At 71.5% G+C, this 16,021-nt stretch carries 12 protein-coding genes and 1 riboswitch; of the genes, 9 read left to right on the forward strand and 3 right to left on the reverse strand.

Annotated features, from left to right (window positions below):
* The first annotated feature begins 63 nt into the window (after window positions 1-63).
* The 6 genes from sucC to purH all read left to right on the forward strand — a co-directional run bounded on the left by sucC (window position 64) and on the right by purH (window position 7,978).
* Window positions 64-1,230: an ADP-forming succinate--CoA ligase subunit beta gene (sucC, locus tag AB1046_RS20515; protein ID WP_369371129.1), complete on the forward strand. Its 1,167-nt coding sequence runs from the start codon at window positions 64-66 to the stop codon at window positions 1,228-1,230.
* A gap of 37 nt (window positions 1,231-1,267) precedes the next feature.
* The gene (gene sucD, locus AB1046_RS20520; protein ID WP_108492177.1) at window positions 1,268-2,164 is read left to right on the forward strand and encodes a succinate--CoA ligase subunit alpha; all 897 of its coding nucleotides are present in this window, start codon (window positions 1,268-1,270) and stop codon (window positions 2,162-2,164) included.
* A 217-nt stretch (window positions 2,165-2,381) separates the two neighbouring features.
* On the forward strand, window positions 2,382-4,115 hold the full coding sequence (locus AB1046_RS20525; RefSeq protein ID WP_369371130.1) for a DUF6350 family protein: 1,734 nt from the start codon (window positions 2,382-2,384) through the stop codon (window positions 4,113-4,115).
* 10 nt (window positions 4,116-4,125) lie between these two features.
* Window positions 4,126-4,770, forward strand: a complete 645-nt coding sequence (gene purN, locus AB1046_RS20530; RefSeq protein ID WP_369371131.1) for a phosphoribosylglycinamide formyltransferase — start codon at window positions 4,126-4,128, stop codon at window positions 4,768-4,770.
* A 72-nt stretch (window positions 4,771-4,842) separates the two neighbouring features.
* Window positions 4,843-6,174 (forward strand): MFS transporter, encoded by a 1,332-nt coding sequence (locus AB1046_RS20535; RefSeq protein WP_369371132.1) that lies wholly within the window; start codon window positions 4,843-4,845, stop codon window positions 6,172-6,174.
* A gap of 32 nt (window positions 6,175-6,206) precedes the next feature.
* A riboswitch (ZMP/ZTP riboswitch) is annotated at window positions 6,207-6,293 on the forward strand.
* Between the two features lie 32 nt (window positions 6,294-6,325).
* On the forward strand, window positions 6,326-7,978 hold the full coding sequence (purH, locus tag AB1046_RS20540) for a bifunctional phosphoribosylaminoimidazolecarboxamide formyltransferase/IMP cyclohydrolase (protein ID WP_369371133.1): 1,653 nt from the start codon (window positions 6,326-6,328) through the stop codon (window positions 7,976-7,978).
* 48 nt (window positions 7,979-8,026) lie between these two features.
* Here the strand turns inward: purH and AB1046_RS20545 are convergent, their stop codons facing one another.
* On the reverse strand, window positions 8,027-9,421 hold the full coding sequence (locus tag AB1046_RS20545; protein WP_369371134.1) for an NAD(P)/FAD-dependent oxidoreductase: 1,395 nt from the start codon (window positions 9,419-9,421) through the stop codon (window positions 8,027-8,029).
* A 107-nt stretch (window positions 9,422-9,528) separates the two neighbouring features.
* On the opposite strand from AB1046_RS20545, the gene AB1046_RS20550 reads away from it, so the two are divergent.
* Window positions 9,529-9,975, forward strand: coding sequence for a DUF3017 domain-containing protein (locus AB1046_RS20550; protein ID WP_369371135.1), 447 nt, complete (start codon window positions 9,529-9,531; stop codon window positions 9,973-9,975).
* A 26-nt stretch (window positions 9,976-10,001) separates the two neighbouring features.
* On the opposite strand, the gene AB1046_RS20555 is transcribed toward AB1046_RS20550, so the two are convergent.
* Window positions 10,002-11,177, reverse strand: a complete 1,176-nt coding sequence (locus tag AB1046_RS20555) for a septum formation family protein (protein WP_369371136.1) — start codon at window positions 11,175-11,177, stop codon at window positions 10,002-10,004.
* A gap of 178 nt (window positions 11,178-11,355) precedes the next feature.
* Window positions 11,356-12,330 carry an MIP/aquaporin family protein gene (locus tag AB1046_RS20560; protein ID WP_369371137.1) on the reverse strand — a complete coding sequence of 325 codons (975 nt, stop codon included), beginning with the start codon at window positions 12,328-12,330 and terminating at the stop codon, window positions 11,356-11,358.
* 286 nt (window positions 12,331-12,616) lie between these two features.
* Between AB1046_RS20560 and AB1046_RS20565 the strand changes: the two genes are divergently transcribed.
* Together AB1046_RS20565 and AB1046_RS20570 are read left to right on the forward strand one after the other, a co-directional pair.
* The gene (locus tag AB1046_RS20565; RefSeq protein ID WP_369371138.1) at window positions 12,617-13,606 is read left to right on the forward strand and encodes a malate dehydrogenase; all 990 of its coding nucleotides are present in this window, start codon (window positions 12,617-12,619) and stop codon (window positions 13,604-13,606) included.
* Window positions 13,607-13,735: 129 nt separating this feature from the next.
* On the forward strand, window positions 13,736-15,946 hold the full coding sequence (locus tag AB1046_RS20570; RefSeq protein WP_369371139.1) for an NADP-dependent isocitrate dehydrogenase: 2,211 nt from the start codon (window positions 13,736-13,738) through the stop codon (window positions 15,944-15,946).
* The last annotated feature ends 75 nt before the right edge of the window (window positions 15,947-16,021 follow it).

Consider the following 16,021-nt stretch of genomic DNA (forward strand, 5'->3'; position numbering starts at 1 on the left):
TCAGCCGGGCTCCGGGCGACAACGACGTCCGAGGGCCGCATCCCGATGGAAGGACGCAGCAGGGTGGACCTGTTCGAATACCAGGCGCGCGACATCTTCGAGAAGCACGGCGTGCCCGTGCTTGGTGGGGTTGTCGCGACGACCCCCGAAGAGGCTCGCGAGGGCGCCGAGAAGCTGGGCGGCGGAACCGTCGTCGTGAAGGCCCAGGTCAAGACCGGCGGTCGTGGCAAGGCGGGCGGCGTCAAGCTGGCCCACTCGCCGGAGGAGACCGCTGAGAAGGCCGGCGAGATCCTCGGCATGGACATCAAGGGTCACACCGTGCACCGCGTGATGATCGCGCAGGGCGCCAAGATCGCCGAGGAGTTCTACTTCTCCGTGCTCCTGGACCGGTCGAACCGCAACTACCTCGCGATGTGCTCCGTCGAGGGTGGCATGGAGATCGAGCAGCTTGCCGTCGAGCGCCCCGAGGCGCTCGCCCGCATCGCCGTCGACCCGGCCGTCGGCATCGACGAGGCGAAGGCCGCGGAGATCGTGGACGCCGCCGGCTTCGCCGACGACATCAAGGGCAAGGTCGCCGAGGTCATCCGCGGCCTCTGGACCGTGTTCAAGGCTGAGGACGCCACGCTGGTCGAGGTGAACCCGCTGGTCCGCACCGAGGACGGCGAGATCGTGGCCCTGGACGGCAAGGTCACGCTCGACGAGAACGCCAGCTTCCGGCACCCGGACCACGCCGAGCTCGAGGACTCTGCCGCGGCAGACCCGCTGGAGGCGAAGGCCAAGGCGAACGACCTCAACTACGTCAAGCTCGACGGCGAGGTCGGCATCATCGGCAACGGCGCGGGCCTGGTCATGTCCACGCTTGACGTCGTCGCGTACGCCGGTGAGCGCCACGGCGGCGTGAAGCCCGCCAACTTCCTCGACATCGGCGGCGGCGCGAACGCCCAGGTCATGGCGAACGGCCTCGACGTCATCCTCGGTGACGAGCAGGTCAAGGCAGTGTTCGTGAACGTGTTCGGCGGCATCACCGCGTGCGACGAGGTAGCTAACGGCATCGTGGGCGCGCTCGACCTGCTGGGCGACGCCGCCACGAAGCCGCTGGTCGTCCGCCTCGACGGCAACAACGTCGAGCTGGGTCGCCAGATCCTGACCGAGCGCAACCACCCGCTCGTCACCCTTGCCGACACCATGGACGGCGGCGCCGACAAGGCAGCCGAGCTGGCCAACGCCTGATCGCCCGCGAAGACTTCGAAAGCAGAGATTAGAAGACATGTCGATCTACCTGAACCAGGACTCGAAGATCATCGTCCAGGGCATCACGGGTGGCATGGGTGCCAAGCACACCGCCCTGATGCTCGACTCCGGCGCGCAGATCGTCGGCGGCGTGAACGCCCGCAAGGCCGGCACGACGGTGACGCACAAGGACGCCTCGGGCGCCGACGTGACGCTCCCCGTGTACGGCACGGTCAAGGAGGCCATGGCCGAGACCGGCGCTGACGTCTCCGTCGTCTTCGTGCCCCCGGCCTTCACCAAGGACGCGGCCATCGAGGCCATCGACGCGGGCATCGGCCTGCTCGTGGTCATCACCGAGGGCGTGCCGGTGCAGGACACCGCCGAGGTGTGGGCCTACCTGCAGGGCAAGGAGACCCGGATGATCGGGCCGAACTGCCCCGGCATCATCACCCCGGGTGAGTCGCTGGCCGGCATCACCCCGCACACCATCACGGGCAAGGGCCCCGTCGGTCTTGTGTCGAAGTCGGGCACGCTGACCTACCAGATGATGTACGAGCTGAAGGACTTCGGTTTCTCCACCGCCATCGGCATCGGCGGCGACCCGATCGTCGGCACCACGCACATCGACGCCCTCGAGGCCTTCGAGAACGACCCGGAGACCAAGGCGATCGTGATGATCGGCGAGATCGGTGGCGACGCCGAGGAGCGTGCCGCCGAGTACATCAAGGCGCACGTCACCAAGCCGGTCGTCGGCTACGTCGCGGGCTTCACCGCCCCCGAGGGCAAGACGATGGGTCACGCCGGCGCGATCGTGTCCGGCTCGGCCGGTACCGCCGCGGCGAAGAAGGAGGCCCTGGAGGCCGTCGGCGTCAAGGTCGGCAAGACGCCGTCCGAGACGGCGGACCTGATGCGCGAGATCCTCCAGTCCCTCTGATCGTGAGGGTTCGTTGAGTGCGGGGTGTTGTTGGGTCGGTAGGTTTCGACCCAGCTGACACCCCGCACTCAACTGTCTAGCGAACGGGTTGGGTGGGGCGCCTACACCAGAACTTGCGGCAAACACCATGGTTCGTGGTGATTTCTCCCCAAGTCCACCCAGGCCACGCCGGGGCGGGTCTCCCGGGCGACGGCGTCGAGCGGGTGAAGATTGGCTCGTGAGCGCACCACCCCGCCCGAGCACGGCTCCCCGTACCTCCGGCCTCCGCCCGTCGGGCACCCGTGTCTCGGGAGCCCGGACGAGCCGCCCCGCCAGCCGGCCCACGACCCGCCGAGGCCGCCTGGTCGAGGAGCAGTCCGTCCCCGAGCCGGGGCCGCTCGGGCTGACCCACCTCCTCGCCGGCGCGCTGTCGGCGGTGCAGGGGCTGGTCCTGTCGCTGGCCGTCGTGGTGCTCCCGGCAGTGGTCGCCTACCTCGTGGCCACTGCCGCCCAGGCCCCGGCTGCCGGCACTCCGGACGACGACGCCCAGGTGCGGTCCGCGATCGACGTCGCGATGGGCATCTGGCTGCTGGGCCACGGGGTCCCGCTCACCGCGGGCACGGTCACCCTCTCCCTCGCGCCGCTCGGCATCACGGCTCTCGCCCTGTTCGCCACGTACGTCTCGGCCAAGCGGTTCGCGACGACGTCGCTGCGGGCCTGGGCCGCGGGCACCGCGACCTACGCCCTGTGCACGACGGCGGTGGCGGCCGTCGCGGGCAGCGCGCCCGGCTGGTCGCTCGCCCTGGCGCCCCTCGGTGGTGTACTGCTCGGCGGGCTCGGCATGGCGCTGGGCATCCTGGCCCGCCCGGACGCCCCGACCGCCGCCGAGATCGGCGAGGGGGTCGAGACGCTGGCCCTCCGGCTCACCCGTTTCGACCTGGTGCCCGCGACGCTGCGGCTCGGGTTGCGGGGCGGCGTGCTGGCCGGAGCGCTGCTGGTCGGCGGGGCTGCGCTGCTCGTGGTGGCCTGGGCGCTGGCGGGGCGTGCCACGTCGTCGGACATCATCACCGCGCTGGAACCGGGCTGGACCGGCGGGATCGTGTTCGCCGTTGCGCAGCTCGCGCTGCTGCCGAACTTTGTGCTGTGGGCGGTCGCCTGGCTCGCGGGGTCGGGCTTTGCCATCGGCGAGGGGACCAGCTTCACGCCGTTCGGCACGATCTCCGGGCCGCTGCCCGCGATCCCGCTCCTCGGGGCGCTGCCCGGCGAGGACTGGGCGAACCCGGTCAGTGCCTGGGCGCCCGTGCTCGTCGTCGCGTGCGGTGTGGCGGCGGGTTTGTTCGCCTGGCGCCGGCTTGAGCCGTCGCTGGTGCGCTGGTCCGACGCCGGCTGGGTGCTCGGCGGGATCGTGCTCGCCCCGGGCGTCCTCGTGCTGCTCGGCCAGTGGGTCGCGGCGGGAGCGGGCGGGCCGGGACGCCTGTCCGACGTCGGCGCCAACCCCCTGATGACCGCCGGCCTGGTGGCGGCGGAGGTCGGCGGGGGCGCGCTGGCCGTGCTGCTCGGCGCGAAGCTGGACGTGGTCGCGCGCCGCGGGGAGATCGGCTCCGACCTGTCTGCCTGGCTGCGCCGCCCGGCGCCCGTGCGGCTCGACGGCGATCCGGACGACCCGTCGGACGGTCCCGCGGATGGTCCCGCGGAGGGCCCCGTGGCGGAGTCCGCGGAGGAATCTTTGGCGGAACCCCTGGATGATCCGCCGGACGAGGGCACGAACGAGGGCACTGGCGAAGGCGCGAACGAAGGAACGGGCGAGGAGCCGGGCCGAGGGGCGGGAGAAGCGCCGGACGAAGGGCTGGACGCGTCCGCGGACGATCCGGCAGGCGCAGCGCCGTACACACTGCCAGACCTCTCGGCAGATCCGGACCTTTCAGCGGACGAAGCCCGCCCGGGAACGGACGAGGCCCGCCCGGGAACGTAGGCTGGAGCCCGTGCAGACGCCCTCCGGTCATCCCGTCGAGTCCACGTCAGCCCAGCGAGTTGTTGTGCTGGTCTCCGGGCTCGGATCCAACCTCGCCGCCCTGCTCGCCGCGCACCAGGAAGCGTCGTACGGCGCCCGGGTTGTCGGCGTGGTCACGGACAACCCCGCCGCGGGTGCCCTCGAGCTGGCGCGTGACGCGGGGGTGGCGTCCGTCGTCGTCTCCCCGAAGGAGTTCGAGGACCGGGCCGCGTGGAACGTGGGGCTGGGCGAGGCCGTGGCCGTGTTTCAGCCGGACCTCGTGGTGCTGGCCGGCTTCATGCGCATCCTCGCGCCGACATTCGTGCGGCGGTTCGAGGGGCGGATCGTCAACACACATCCCGCCCTCCTGCCCGCGTTCCCGGGCGCGCACGGCGTGCGCGACGCGCTCGCCCACGGCGTCAAGATCACCGGTTGCACGGTGCACGTGGTCGACGACGGCGTGGACACCGGCCCGATCATCGCCCAGGCGGCCGTCCCGGTGCTCGAGGGCGACGACGAGCCGACGCTGCACGAGCGCGTCAAGGTCGCCGAGCGGTCGCTGCTGGTCGAGACCGTGGGCCGCATAGCCCGCGAGGGCCTGTACGTCGCGGGCCGCAAGGCCCTGATCGGCCGCTGACGCCAGACGCTCCTTCGGGAAACGGATGGACATTTCACCCGTGTGACACGCATGACCGCTACGTTGTGCCGCGTGACCGCAGACATCCCGACGACCGTGACCATCCCGGCGCCGAATGGGCCGGACGACTCGCCCGCTGAGCAGACGCCGCCGACGCCGCCGTCGGACCCGACGGCGCCGGAAATCCCGCTCCGGCGCAACCGCGCCTATCTCCTGCTGACGACCGGGCGGTTCTCGCAGGCGATCGGCGCCGGGGTCGGCACGTTCGCGATCCCGCTGATCGCGTACGAGGTCACCGGCTCGGTGGCGCAGGCGGGCCTGATCAGCGGCATCGGCCAGGTCGGTGCGTTGCTGGCCACACTGCCGGCCGGCGTCGTTGCGGACAGGGTGAACCGGCGCACGCTCCTGCTGTTCGCCGCGACGACGGGCACCGCCCTGTGGGCGACGGTCGTGGCCGCCGGGCTCGGGGGGACCCTCAACGCCTGGCACCTCGCGGCGGTGCTGTTCGGCTCGTCGATGGTGAGTGCGTTCGTGAACCCGGCGTCTGGTGGTGCGCTGCGCGCCGTCGTACCGGCTGGACAGATGGCGAATGCCATGGCCGTGAACCAGGGGCGGATGGCGGCGGTGGGCCTGTTCGCCGGGCCGGTGGGCGGGCTCCTGTACGGGATGGCGCACGTGCTGCCGTTCGTGGCCTCCGTGGTGGGGCACCTGATCGAGGTGGTGGCCATCTCGTTCGTGCGCAAGCCGCTGAACGGGGAGCGGACGGGGCAGACGCACCCGCTGGCCGACCTGCGCGAAGGCCTGCGCTTCGTGGGCGCCGTGCCGCTGTTCCGGGCGGTGCTCGTGCTGATCACGCTGCTGAACCTCACCGCGATCGCGCTGATCGTGGCGATCAACCTGGAGCTGGTGCGCACCGGCACCGACCCCCGGCTCATCGGGCTCGTCGACGCGTGCGCAGGGATCAGCATGCTGGCGGGAGCGATCGTCGCGGGGCCGATAGTGCAGCGCACGCGCGTGGGCTGCTTCGGGGTCCTGACGATCGGGCTGCTCGCCGTCGCGCTGGTCGTCATGGCGCTCCAGCCGACGTACTGGGTCTTCGTGTCCATGCTGGCGGTCGGCGTCTTCCTCTACCCGGCGCTGAACGCGGGATTCACCGGCTACCTCACGGTGATCATCCCGGACCGCATGATGGGCCGGGCGACGTCCCTGCTCGGGCTCACCGGACTGATCGCCGCGCCGGCCGCCCCCGTGCTGGGCAGCGCGCTCCTGGAGTGGCTCGGCATCGGGGCCACCCTCTGGGTCATGGTGGGCGCCATGGTGTGCGTCGTCGTGGCGCTGTGCTTCACGCGGCCGCTGATGCGCATCGGCAAGCCGGACACCTGGGCGGCGGACGTGCTGGAGTGACGCCGGTGCAGGGCCCGGAGCACGGCTAGACTGCTCGTGGCCGTGACTGGCGAGGGTGGGTCACCACCGGGGAGCGGCCGAGCGACCCGTGATGCGCGCCGCCCGCCTGGGTGCCAGGGTTTTCCACGAAGCTACTCCGAGGAGAACCGCCATGTCCGGCGCCCCGTCCACCCCTGATGTCCAGCTCACCGACGACTCGCAGCGCCCCGTCCGGCGCGCGCTGCTCAGCGTCTACGACAAGACCGGCCTGATCGAGCTCGCCACCGCCCTGCACGGCGCCGGTGCCGAGCTGGTCTCCACCGGCTCGACCGCGTCGCGGATCGCCGACGCCGGCATCCCCGTCACCCCCGTCGAGGAGCTCACCGGGTTCCCCGAGGCCCTGGAGGGCCGGGTCAAGACGCTGCACCCGCGCGTGCACGCCGGCATCCTGGCCGACACCCGCAAGCAGGATCACCTCGACCAGCTCGCGGGCCTGGAGATCGCGCCGTTCGAGCTCGTCGTCGTGAACCTCTACCCGTTCGCGGCCACCGTCGCCTCGGGCGCCGGCCCGGACGCCGTCGTCGAGCAGATCGACATCGGCGGGCCGTCCATGGTGCGCGCGGCGGCGAAGAACCACCCGTCGGTCGCGGTAGTCGTGGACCCGGCACGGTACGACGACGTCGTGGCGGCCGTCCAGGCCGGCGGCTTCACCTACGCCCAGCGCAAGGCGTTGGCTGCCGCGGCGTTTGTGCACACCGCGACGTACGACGTCGCAGTCGCGTCCTGGATGGGGTCCGTCATCTCCCCGACGGACGTCGTGGACGGCGCCGACGGTCCCGTCTCCACGGGCTTCCCGGCGTGGGCCGGCGGCACCTGGGAGCGGGCCGACGTGCTCCGCTACGGCGAGAACCCGCACCAGCGCGCCGCCCTGTACACGCGCGGCGACGGCGTCACGGGCCTGGCCCAGGCCGAGCAGCTGCACGGCAAGGCCATGAGCTACAACAACTACGTCGACGCCGACGCCGCCTGGCGGGCCGTCTGGGACCACGCGGGCCCCGCGGTGGCGATCATCAAGCACGCGAACCCGTGCGGGATCGCCGTCGGCAGCGACATCGCCGACGCGCACGCCAAGGCGCACGCGACCGACCCGGTCAGCGCGTTCGGCGGTGTCATCGCGGCCAACGGCGTGATCACGGCGGCCGCGGCGCAGCAGATCGCGCCGGTGTTCACCGAGGTGGTCGTGGCGCCCGGCTTTGAGCCGGAGGCGCTGGAGATCCTGCGGGCCAAGAAGAACATCCGGCTGCTGGTGGTGCCGGCGGCGCCGTCGGGCACCGTCGAGACCCGGCCGATCTCGGGCGGGCTGCTCATGCAGGCCACCGACCGGTTCCAGGCCACCGGCGACGCCCCGGAGAACTGGACCCTGGCGACCGGCGAGGCGGCCTCGCCCGAGGTGCTCGCCGACCTCGTCTTCGCGTGGCGGGCGGTGCGCGCGGCGAAGTCCAACGCGATCCTCCTGGCGCGCGACGGCGCTGCCGTCGGCATCGGCATGGGCCAGGTGAACCGCGTGGACTCGTGCCGCCTCTCGGTCGAGCGCGCCAACACCCTGGCCGACGGCGAGTCCGGCCCGGTCGAGCGGGCCCGCGGCGCCGTCGCGGCGTCGGACGCGTTCTTCCCGTTCGCCGACGGCCTGCAGGTGCTGCTCGACGCGGGGGTGACCGCCGTCGTCCAACCGGGCGGCTCGATCCGCGACGAGGAGGTCATCAAGGCCGCGGAAGCGGCGGGCGTAACGATGTACCTGACGGGCACCCGCCACTTCGCCCACTGAGGGCCTGGCCAACTCAAAGAGAACGCGAGTGCCGGGCGGCTGGGTGGGTCAGACGACGGTGTCCTTTAGCTTGATTGCCGGGTTCTGGGCGCGGGTCAGGTCTACCTGGAGGGGGGCGTCGCGGTTCATCAGCTTGCGGACCTGGCCCACGTCGCGCGGGGAGTCGACGAGCAGCACCGCCCGGACGGTCGCGATCCGGTGACCGTCCGGGGTCTGGCGATGGTGCCGGTCCAGCGCGTTCTCCAGGTAGAGCGCCGCCCAGCCCCCTGGCGCCTGGCCGCCCGGTGCCGGGTCGCCACGCAGCACCACCTGGTCGAACGGGGACGGGGCGCCGAACAGGGCCAGGTCGTGCCCCAGCTGCTGTGAGAAGACGTACGGGGCGTGCGTCGGGACCGGGGCGAGCCCGAGCCGCGCGCGCACGTGCTCGGGCTCGGCGGCGCGCTCGTCCAGCCCGAGCAGGGCGCGGACGGTGGCGTCGGGATCGTGCAGGGCGGCCGACCAGTGCCCACCCGGGACCGGCCCGAACACGGAGTGGTCGCGCGTCGCGATGTCGCCGACCGCCCAGACGCGGCGCAGCCCGTCGAGATGCAGCCGGCCGGCCGGGTCAGTGGGGGAGCGCAGGCCCATGAACCGGCCCGCACGGTTGACCCGCAGCCCGCCCCGCGCGTCCAGCGGCAGGGAACCGGCGAGCCAGCCGGACGCCGGCCGCGCGCCCACGGCCGCCAGCACCAGGTCGGCCTCCAGCACCCGGCCGTCGGCGAGCGTCACCCGTCCGCCGCCGTCCTGCCCGGGGAGCACCTGGTCGACGGCGACGCCCGTGATCAGGGTGACCCCGGCGTCGTCGTACCAGGGGGCGACCAGGTTGCCGACCTTCCGGCCGAGCTGCCGCTCCAGCGGCACCGGGCCCGCTTCGACGACGGTGACCCGGGCGCCCGCCCCCGCGGCGACCCCCGCCACCTCCGCCCCGATCCAGCCCGCACCCACCACGACGAGCCGCATGCCCGGCACGATCGCGGCCCGCAGCCGCTCGGCGTCGGCGGCCGTGTGCAGCGTCATGGCGGCGTCCCAGCCCGCCGGGCGGATCGGCGTGCTGCCGCAGGCCAGCACCACGGCGTCGGCGACGACGTCGGCCCCCGACGCCGTCCGGACCACCGCTCGCTCCCGGTCCACCTCGAGGCGAGTCGCCGGGTCGGCGAGGCGCAGGTCATCGGTGAGGGCGCTCAGGTCGATGCCGAGGTCGTCGGCGAGCCACACCGGCTCCGTGCGCTTGAGCAGCTCCTTGGACAGCGGCGGGCGGTCGTACGGCGGCAGGCCCTCCGCGCCGAGGACCGTCAGCCGCCCCTCGAACCCGTGCTTGCGCAGGGCCGCCGCGGTTTGCGCCCCCGCAAGTCCCGCACCCACGATGACGACGCTGCTGAGGTGCTGGGCAGAAGGCGTGGGCATGGATCTCACGGTAGCTTGCAGGCCGCCAACCTGGGAACGCGCTGGTATTCAGGTTGCAAGCCGGTCACGTCTGCTGAATCGCGACGATTCGGTTGTACCCTCGTGCCGTGGATCTCAGTGAGACGCGGACTGCCCCCGGCGCATCGGGTGGCGCCACGACGCTCCTCGAGCCGGGCTCGGCCGGAACGGCTACGCTCGAACGCACAGGAGAGGCCGACTTCATCGCGGCCGTCACGACTACCAGCCAGGAGCTCGACCGCAGTGAGCCAGTCAGCGGCGAGGCCTCCGACATGACGCAGGAGCTGCAGCGCAGCAATCTCGCGATCTGGCTGGTCCTCGGCGGTGTGGTCCTCTCGGTCCTTCTCGGGATGGTCGCCGGTGCGCGCGCCGGAGCGATCGGTATCAGCGTGGTCCTCGCGGCCTGCGCAATCTTCCGTGCGTGCCTCGACAGCCCGGTGGGGCTCGTCATCCGCACGAGGACGGTCGACATCGTGCTGTACGGCGCGACGGCGGTGCTGATCGGCATTCTCGCCGTCGCGACGCCCAGCATCTGACGCTCAGCGCGCCAAGTATCTGAAGCTCAGCGCTCCGAGCCCTCGAGCGAGCCCGTCACCGGGTCCTCGGACTCGACCACGCACAGCACGCGCCGGTCGCCGTCTGCCCAGCTCTCCTGCGACGGCGCGATCGGCCAGTACAGCAGCTCCGACTGGGCCCATCCCGTGCCCACGAACCGCGTGAACTCCGGGTAGCAGTAGGCGTCCGCGGCGTCCCACAGCGCCTGCTGCGTCGGCGCGGCGCCGTTCTCGGCGAGGCTGTCGGGCGCCGTCGTCTCCGCGTAGATCTCGCCGCCGTGCGCCGTGGTGCACGGCACCACCGGGATCCGGTACAGCGTGGTCTGGCCCGACGTCGCTGCCGTGTCTATGCAGTCGCCGACCGCCAGGTCCGGGATCTCCGCGCCGGCCGTCGCCGTCGACTCCGTCTGCGGGGTAGCTCCCTCGCCCGGCCCGGCACCGGCGTCGGGCGTCGACGCCGTGCCTGAGCTGTCCGGCGGGTACTGGGCGTCCGGGTCCATCGGGGCGAAGGGGTCATCAGTCGCGTAGGGATCGTCGGTGGCGGTCGGGGACGGCGTCGGGGCGGCGACGGCGGGACCGTCGTCGGGCAGCGAGATGCCGAGCGGGCCCGCCAGGGCCGGCGGGACGAACGACCTGACGGCCGCGACGAAACCCTGCGGGAGCGACGCGGCGTAGGTCGGCGCCGCGACGATGCCGATCGTCAGCCCGACGATCCCGAGCACCCCCACGGTGACCGCGCCCAGCGCGAAGTCGAGCGTATGGATCGAGGACTTCTTGGCGCGCCGCACGTTGCCCGTGCCGTTGGCCTCCGCGGTGCGCATCGACAGCACGAGCGCGGGGATCGCGAGCGGCCAGAACAACAGGAACGCGGCCACCACCCAGCCGACACGGGTCGGGTAGGGCAGCTCGGACTTGTCGGCGCGTGCGTCGGCGTCCAGGTCGTCCGGGTCTTCGTCTGCGGGGTCCTCCAGGGAAGCATCCGCCTCGGCGGCGCCCTTCGCGGGAGCCTCGTCGGCCTTGTCGCCGTCGGCCTTGGCCGGGCCTGCGTCAGCCGTTTCGCCGTCGGCCTTGGCCGCGTCGTCCTTCGCCGGGGTAGAAGAAATCTCCTCGCCGGATACTGCGTCGGCCGTCTCAGATTCCGTTGCCGGGGTCGATGCCCCAGGGGTTCGTTTCGTTTCGGCCATGATCCCGGATCGTAGCGTTGCGTGGTTTGGCTGTGGAAGTCGGCCCGCGCCTCGACATAGCGCCTCGGCATATTGCCCCGACATGCTGCCTCGACACCGTGCGGGCAGACGGGGGGCCGCACCCCCGTACGAAGGTGCGGCCCCGGCGTCGTGCAAGTGGTGCAGGTCGTGCGGTAGATCAGGCCTTGTTGTCGGCCTTCTTCTCGGCCTCGGCCTTCTCTTCGGTGGCCTCGGCCTCGGGGGCGACGGGCTCCGTGGCGACGGGCGCGGCGACGAGCTCCTTCTCCTCGGCCACCTCGACCTCGACCTCGTCGTCATCGTCGTCCTCGTCGAGCTCCTCGGCCTCCACCAGGTCCGCCTCGGACGTGCCGAACGCGCGGTAGAACAGAGCGGCCAGGGCGGCGCCGACAAGCGGGGCGACCCAGAACAGCCAGAGCTGGGGGCCGGAACCGTCGCTGCCCCAGTCGTTCGCGAAGAGCGCCGTGGCGGTCGAGCGGGCCGGGTTCATGCCAGCGTTGGTGACGAACCACGAGACCAGCGTCAGCGCTGCGATCGTGGTGCCCACGGCGAGCGGGGCGTAGGCGAACTTGCTGCGCGAGTCGTTGACGCTCAGGTACACGCCCACGAGGATCGCGGAGATGATGACCTCGACCAGCAGCGCGGCCAGCAGGTCGAACTGCGCCCCACCCTGCGTCTGCAGGTAGAGCGGGGAGTGCGCCCCGAAGCCGTTCACGGCACCGTCGAAGGTGTCGGACTTGCTCGCCTGGCCGAGCAGCTCGACGAGCGCCGCGGGCAGCGTCGCGAAGAGCACGGTGGCGGCCAGCACGGCGCCGACGAGCTGGGCACCCCAGTAGCTGAACATGGTGCCGACCGAGATGCGGCCGGTGAGCAGGGCACCGAGTGAGATCGCCGGGTTGAAGTGCGCGCCGGAGACACGGCCGACGGCCGCGGCACCTGCGATGTAGGCGAAGGCACCGCCGAGCGCGATGCCCAGCCCGCCAACCGTGTTCAGCGGGCTGTAGACGAGCACCCCCACGATCACGAGAGTCAGCAGGAACGTGCCGAAGGTCTCGGCGAGCAGGCGGGAGAGCAGGCTCGGAGACCGCTCCTCGACCTCGGTGACGCCGCTGGTCGCGGCGAGGTCCTGGGACATGAAGTCAGATCCTTTCAGTGGCACACCATTGTGGTGCGCGTCAGGGCGGCGTGCGTGCATGTCGCGCACATCTTGCCATTACCTGCCTGGGCAAAACCTGAACGCGCGCCGGTATTTTCATCACCGTTCCTCCGCTGATCACGACGACACCCTCCGCACCGGGTCTTCCCCCGTCGTGCCGAGACCCACCGAAGTTGTACGCAGGCGCACGGCAGGCGCACGGATGACGCACGGATCTTGTCTGAGGGGTGGGCGGGGCGGGTCGGTCGATGCAAGAGTGGGGCCCATGACTGAACCCGTAACCGTCACCGTCACCGGAGCCGCTGGCCAGATCGGGTACGCGCTCCTCTTCCGCATAGCAGCGGGCGAGATGCTTGGCGCGGACACCCCTGTGCGGCTCCGCCTCCTCGAGATCCCGCAGGCCGTCGCGGCCGCCGAGGGCACAGCCATGGAGCTCGACGACTGCGCCTTCCCGACCCTGGCCGGCGTCGAGATCTTCGACGACCCGGTCAAGGCCTTCGACGGCGTCAACGTCGCCCTCCTCGTCGGTGCCCGCCCGCGCGGGCCCGGCATGGAGCGCGCGGACCTGCTCGAGGCCAACGGCGGCATCTTCGGCCCGCAGGGCCGGGCCATCAACGAGGGCGCCGCCGCCGACGTCCGGGTGCTCGTGGTCGGCAACCCCGCGAACACCAACGCACTCATCGCCGCGTCGAACGCCCCGGACGTGCCGGCCACGCGGTTCACCGCGATGACCCGCCTGGACCACAACCGTGCGCTCTCGCAGGTCGCGGCCAAGTCCGGGACGCCCGTCGCCGACATCAAGAAGCTCACCATCTGGGGCAACCACTCCGCCTCGCAGTACCCCGACCTGTTCCACGCCGAGGTCGGCGGGCGTCCCGGCGCCGAGATCGCGGCGGACACGGCCTGGCTCACCGACGACTTCATCCCGACGGTCGCCAAGCGCGGCGCGGCGATCATCCAGGCGCGCGGGGCGTCGTCGGCGGCCTCTGCCGCGAACGCGGCGATCGCGCACGTGCGCGACTGGACGCTCGGCACACCCGAGGGCGACTGGACGTCGGTGGGCCTGTGGTCCTCCGGCGAGTACGGAGTCCCGGAGGGCCTCGTCTCGTCCTTCCCCGTGACGTCCGACGGCGGCGGCGAGTGGAAGATCGTCGAGGGCTTGTCGATCGACGACTTCTCCCGGACCCGGATCGACGCGAGCGTCGCCGAGCTGGTGGAGGAGCGCGACGCCGTCCGGTCCCTGGGCCTCATCTGATCCGCGCCTCACGCCCACGACAAACCTGGGCGTGAGGTGCGTCTCGCAATACCGGAGTGGGCAGGACCCTCAGGTATCTTGATATCGAGAGATCGGCACATTCCAACACCCGGGGAGTCAGCCACACCCATGTCCAAGATCATCTACACCCACACGGACGAGGCCCCGCTTCTGGCGACCTACTCGTTCCTGCCGATCGTCTCGGCATACGCGGCCAAGGCCGGGGTAGACGTCGAGACCCGCGACATCTCGCTCGCGGGCCGGATCATCGCGCAGTTCCCGGAGCGGCTCACGGACGAGCAGCGCCAGCCGGACGCCCTCGCCGAGCTGGGCGAGCTCGCGAACGACCCGTCGGCCAACATCATCAAGCTGCCGAACGTCTCGGCGTCGCTGCCCCAGCTGAAGGCCGCCATCGCCGAGCTCCAGTCGCTCGGCTACGACCTGCCTGACTTCCCGGAGAGCGTCGAGACCGACGCGGAGAAGGACGCGCGCGAGCGCTACGGCCGCGTCATGGGTTCCGCCGTGAACCCGGTGCTGCGCCAGGGCAACTCCGACCGCCGCGCACCGGCGTCGGTCAAGAACTACGCGAAGGCGCACCCGCACCGCATGGGTGCCTGGACGCCGGAGTCGAAGACGAACGTCGCGACGATGGGCCACGACGACTTCTTCGCCAACGAGAAGTCGTTTGTCAGCGCGACCGACGACACGCTGCGCATCGAGCACGTCGCCGCCGACGGCACCGTGACCGTGCTCAAGGAGTCGCTGCCGGTCCTGGCGGGCGAGGTCGTGGACGCCACGTTCATCGACGCCGCCGCGCTGGACGCGTTCCTCGCCGAGTCGATCGAGCGGGCAAAGGCCGAGGGCATCCTGTTCTCCGTGCACCTCAAGGCCACGATGATGAAGGTCTCCGACCCGATCATCTTCGGCCACGTGGTGAAGGCGTTCTTCAAGCCGGTCTTCGAGAAGTACGGGCAGGACCTGGCCGACGCCGGCCTGTCGGCGAACGACGGCCTCGGCGGCATCTTCGCCGGGCTCGCCACGCTGCCGAACGGCGCCGAGATCCGCGCGGCGTTCGACACCGCGCTGGCCGACGGCCCGAAGATGGCCATGGTGAACTCCGACAAGGGCATCAACAACCTGCACGTCCCGTCCGACGTCATCGTCGACGCGTCGATGCCCGCCATGATCCGCATCGGTGGCCACATGTGGGGCCCCGAGGGCGAGGAGGCCGACACCCTCGCCGTGATCCCCGACTCCTCCTACGCCGGGATCTACCAGACGGTCATCGACGACTGCCGCGCCAACGGTGCTCTCGACCCGGCCACCATGGGCTCCGTGCCGAACGTGGGCCTGATGGCGCAGGCGGCCGAGGAGTACGGCTCGCACGACAAGACGTTCGAGATCACGGGCGACGGCACCGTGCGCATCGTGAACGGTGCGGGCGACGTCGTCCTGGAGCACGCCGTCCACGCCGGTGACATCTGGCGTGCCTGCCAGACCAAGGACGCCCCGATCCGCGACTGGATCAAGCTGGCCGTCACTCGGGCCCGCGCCTCGGCCACCCCCGCGGTGTTCTGGCTGAACTCGCGCCGCGCGCACGACGCCAACCTGATCGCGAAGATCGAGCAGTACCTGCCGGAGCACAACACCGAGGGCCTCGAGATCCTGATCATGGATCCGGCGGAGGCCACTGCGTACTCGCTGGCGCGCATCCGCAAGGGCCTGGACACCATCTCGGTGACCGGCAACGTGCTGCGCGACTACAACACCGACCTGTTCCCGATCCTCGAGGTCGGCACGTCGGCGAAGATGCTCTCGATCGTGCCGCTGATGAACGGTGGCGGCCTCTTCGAGACGGGCGCCGGCGGCTCCGCGCCGAAGCACGTGCAGCAGCTCGTCGAGGAGGACTACCTGCGCTGGGACTCGCTCGGTGAGTTCTTCGCGCTGGCCGCGTCGTTCGAGCACCTCGCGACCACCGAGGGCAACGCCAGGGCCCAGGTCCTGGCCGACACGCTCGACCGCGCCACCGGGACGTTCCTCGCCGAGGACCGCTCCCCGGGCCGCAAGCTCGGCACCATCGACAACCGTGGCTCGCACTTCTACCTCGCCCTGTACTGGGCGCAGGAGCTGGCCACGCAGTCCGACGACGCCGACCTGGCCGCCACGTTCAAGCCGCTCGCCGAGGCGCTGGCCACGGGTGAGCAGGCGATCGTGGCGGAGCTGCTCGCGGTCCAGGGCAAGCCGGCGGACATCGGCGGCTACTACCGCCCGGACGACGCCAAGGCGACCGCGGTGATGCGCCCGAGCACCACGTTCAACGAGGCGCTCGCTTCGCTCTGACCCACCCGTCGGCACGTGCCAGGCCCTCAGGTCACCCGGGTGACCTGAGGGCCTGACCCGTCTGGTGCGGGTGCG

It is taken from the genome of Promicromonospora sp. Populi, assembly GCF_041081105.1.
Taxonomy (GTDB): Bacteria; Actinomycetota; Actinomycetes; order Actinomycetales; family Cellulomonadaceae; genus Promicromonospora.

What these genes read in the sequence shown, in the direction of transcription:
- AB1046_RS20565 (WP_369371138.1), top strand. Translation starts at nt 12,617, where the DNA reads ATGACTGAACCCGTAACCGTCACCGTCACCGGAGCCGCTGGCCAGATC.
- sucD (WP_108492177.1), top strand. Translation starts at nt 1,268, where the DNA reads ATGTCGATCTACCTGAACCAGGACTCGAAGATCATCGTCCAGGGCATC.
- AB1046_RS20545 (WP_369371134.1), bottom strand. Translation starts at nt 9,421, where the DNA reads ATGCCCACGCCTTCTGCCCAGCACCTCAGCAGCGTCGTCATCGTGGGT.
- AB1046_RS20560 (WP_369371137.1), bottom strand. Translation starts at nt 12,330, where the DNA reads ATGTCCCAGGACCTCGCCGCGACCAGCGGCGTCACCGAGGTCGAGGAG.
- AB1046_RS20555 (WP_369371136.1), bottom strand. Translation starts at nt 11,177, where the DNA reads ATGGCCGAAACGAAACGAACCCCTGGGGCATCGACCCCGGCAACGGAA.
- purH (WP_369371133.1), top strand. Translation starts at nt 6,326, where the DNA reads ATGTCCGGCGCCCCGTCCACCCCTGATGTCCAGCTCACCGACGACTCG.
- AB1046_RS20570 (WP_369371139.1), top strand. Translation starts at nt 13,736, where the DNA reads ATGTCCAAGATCATCTACACCCACACGGACGAGGCCCCGCTTCTGGCG.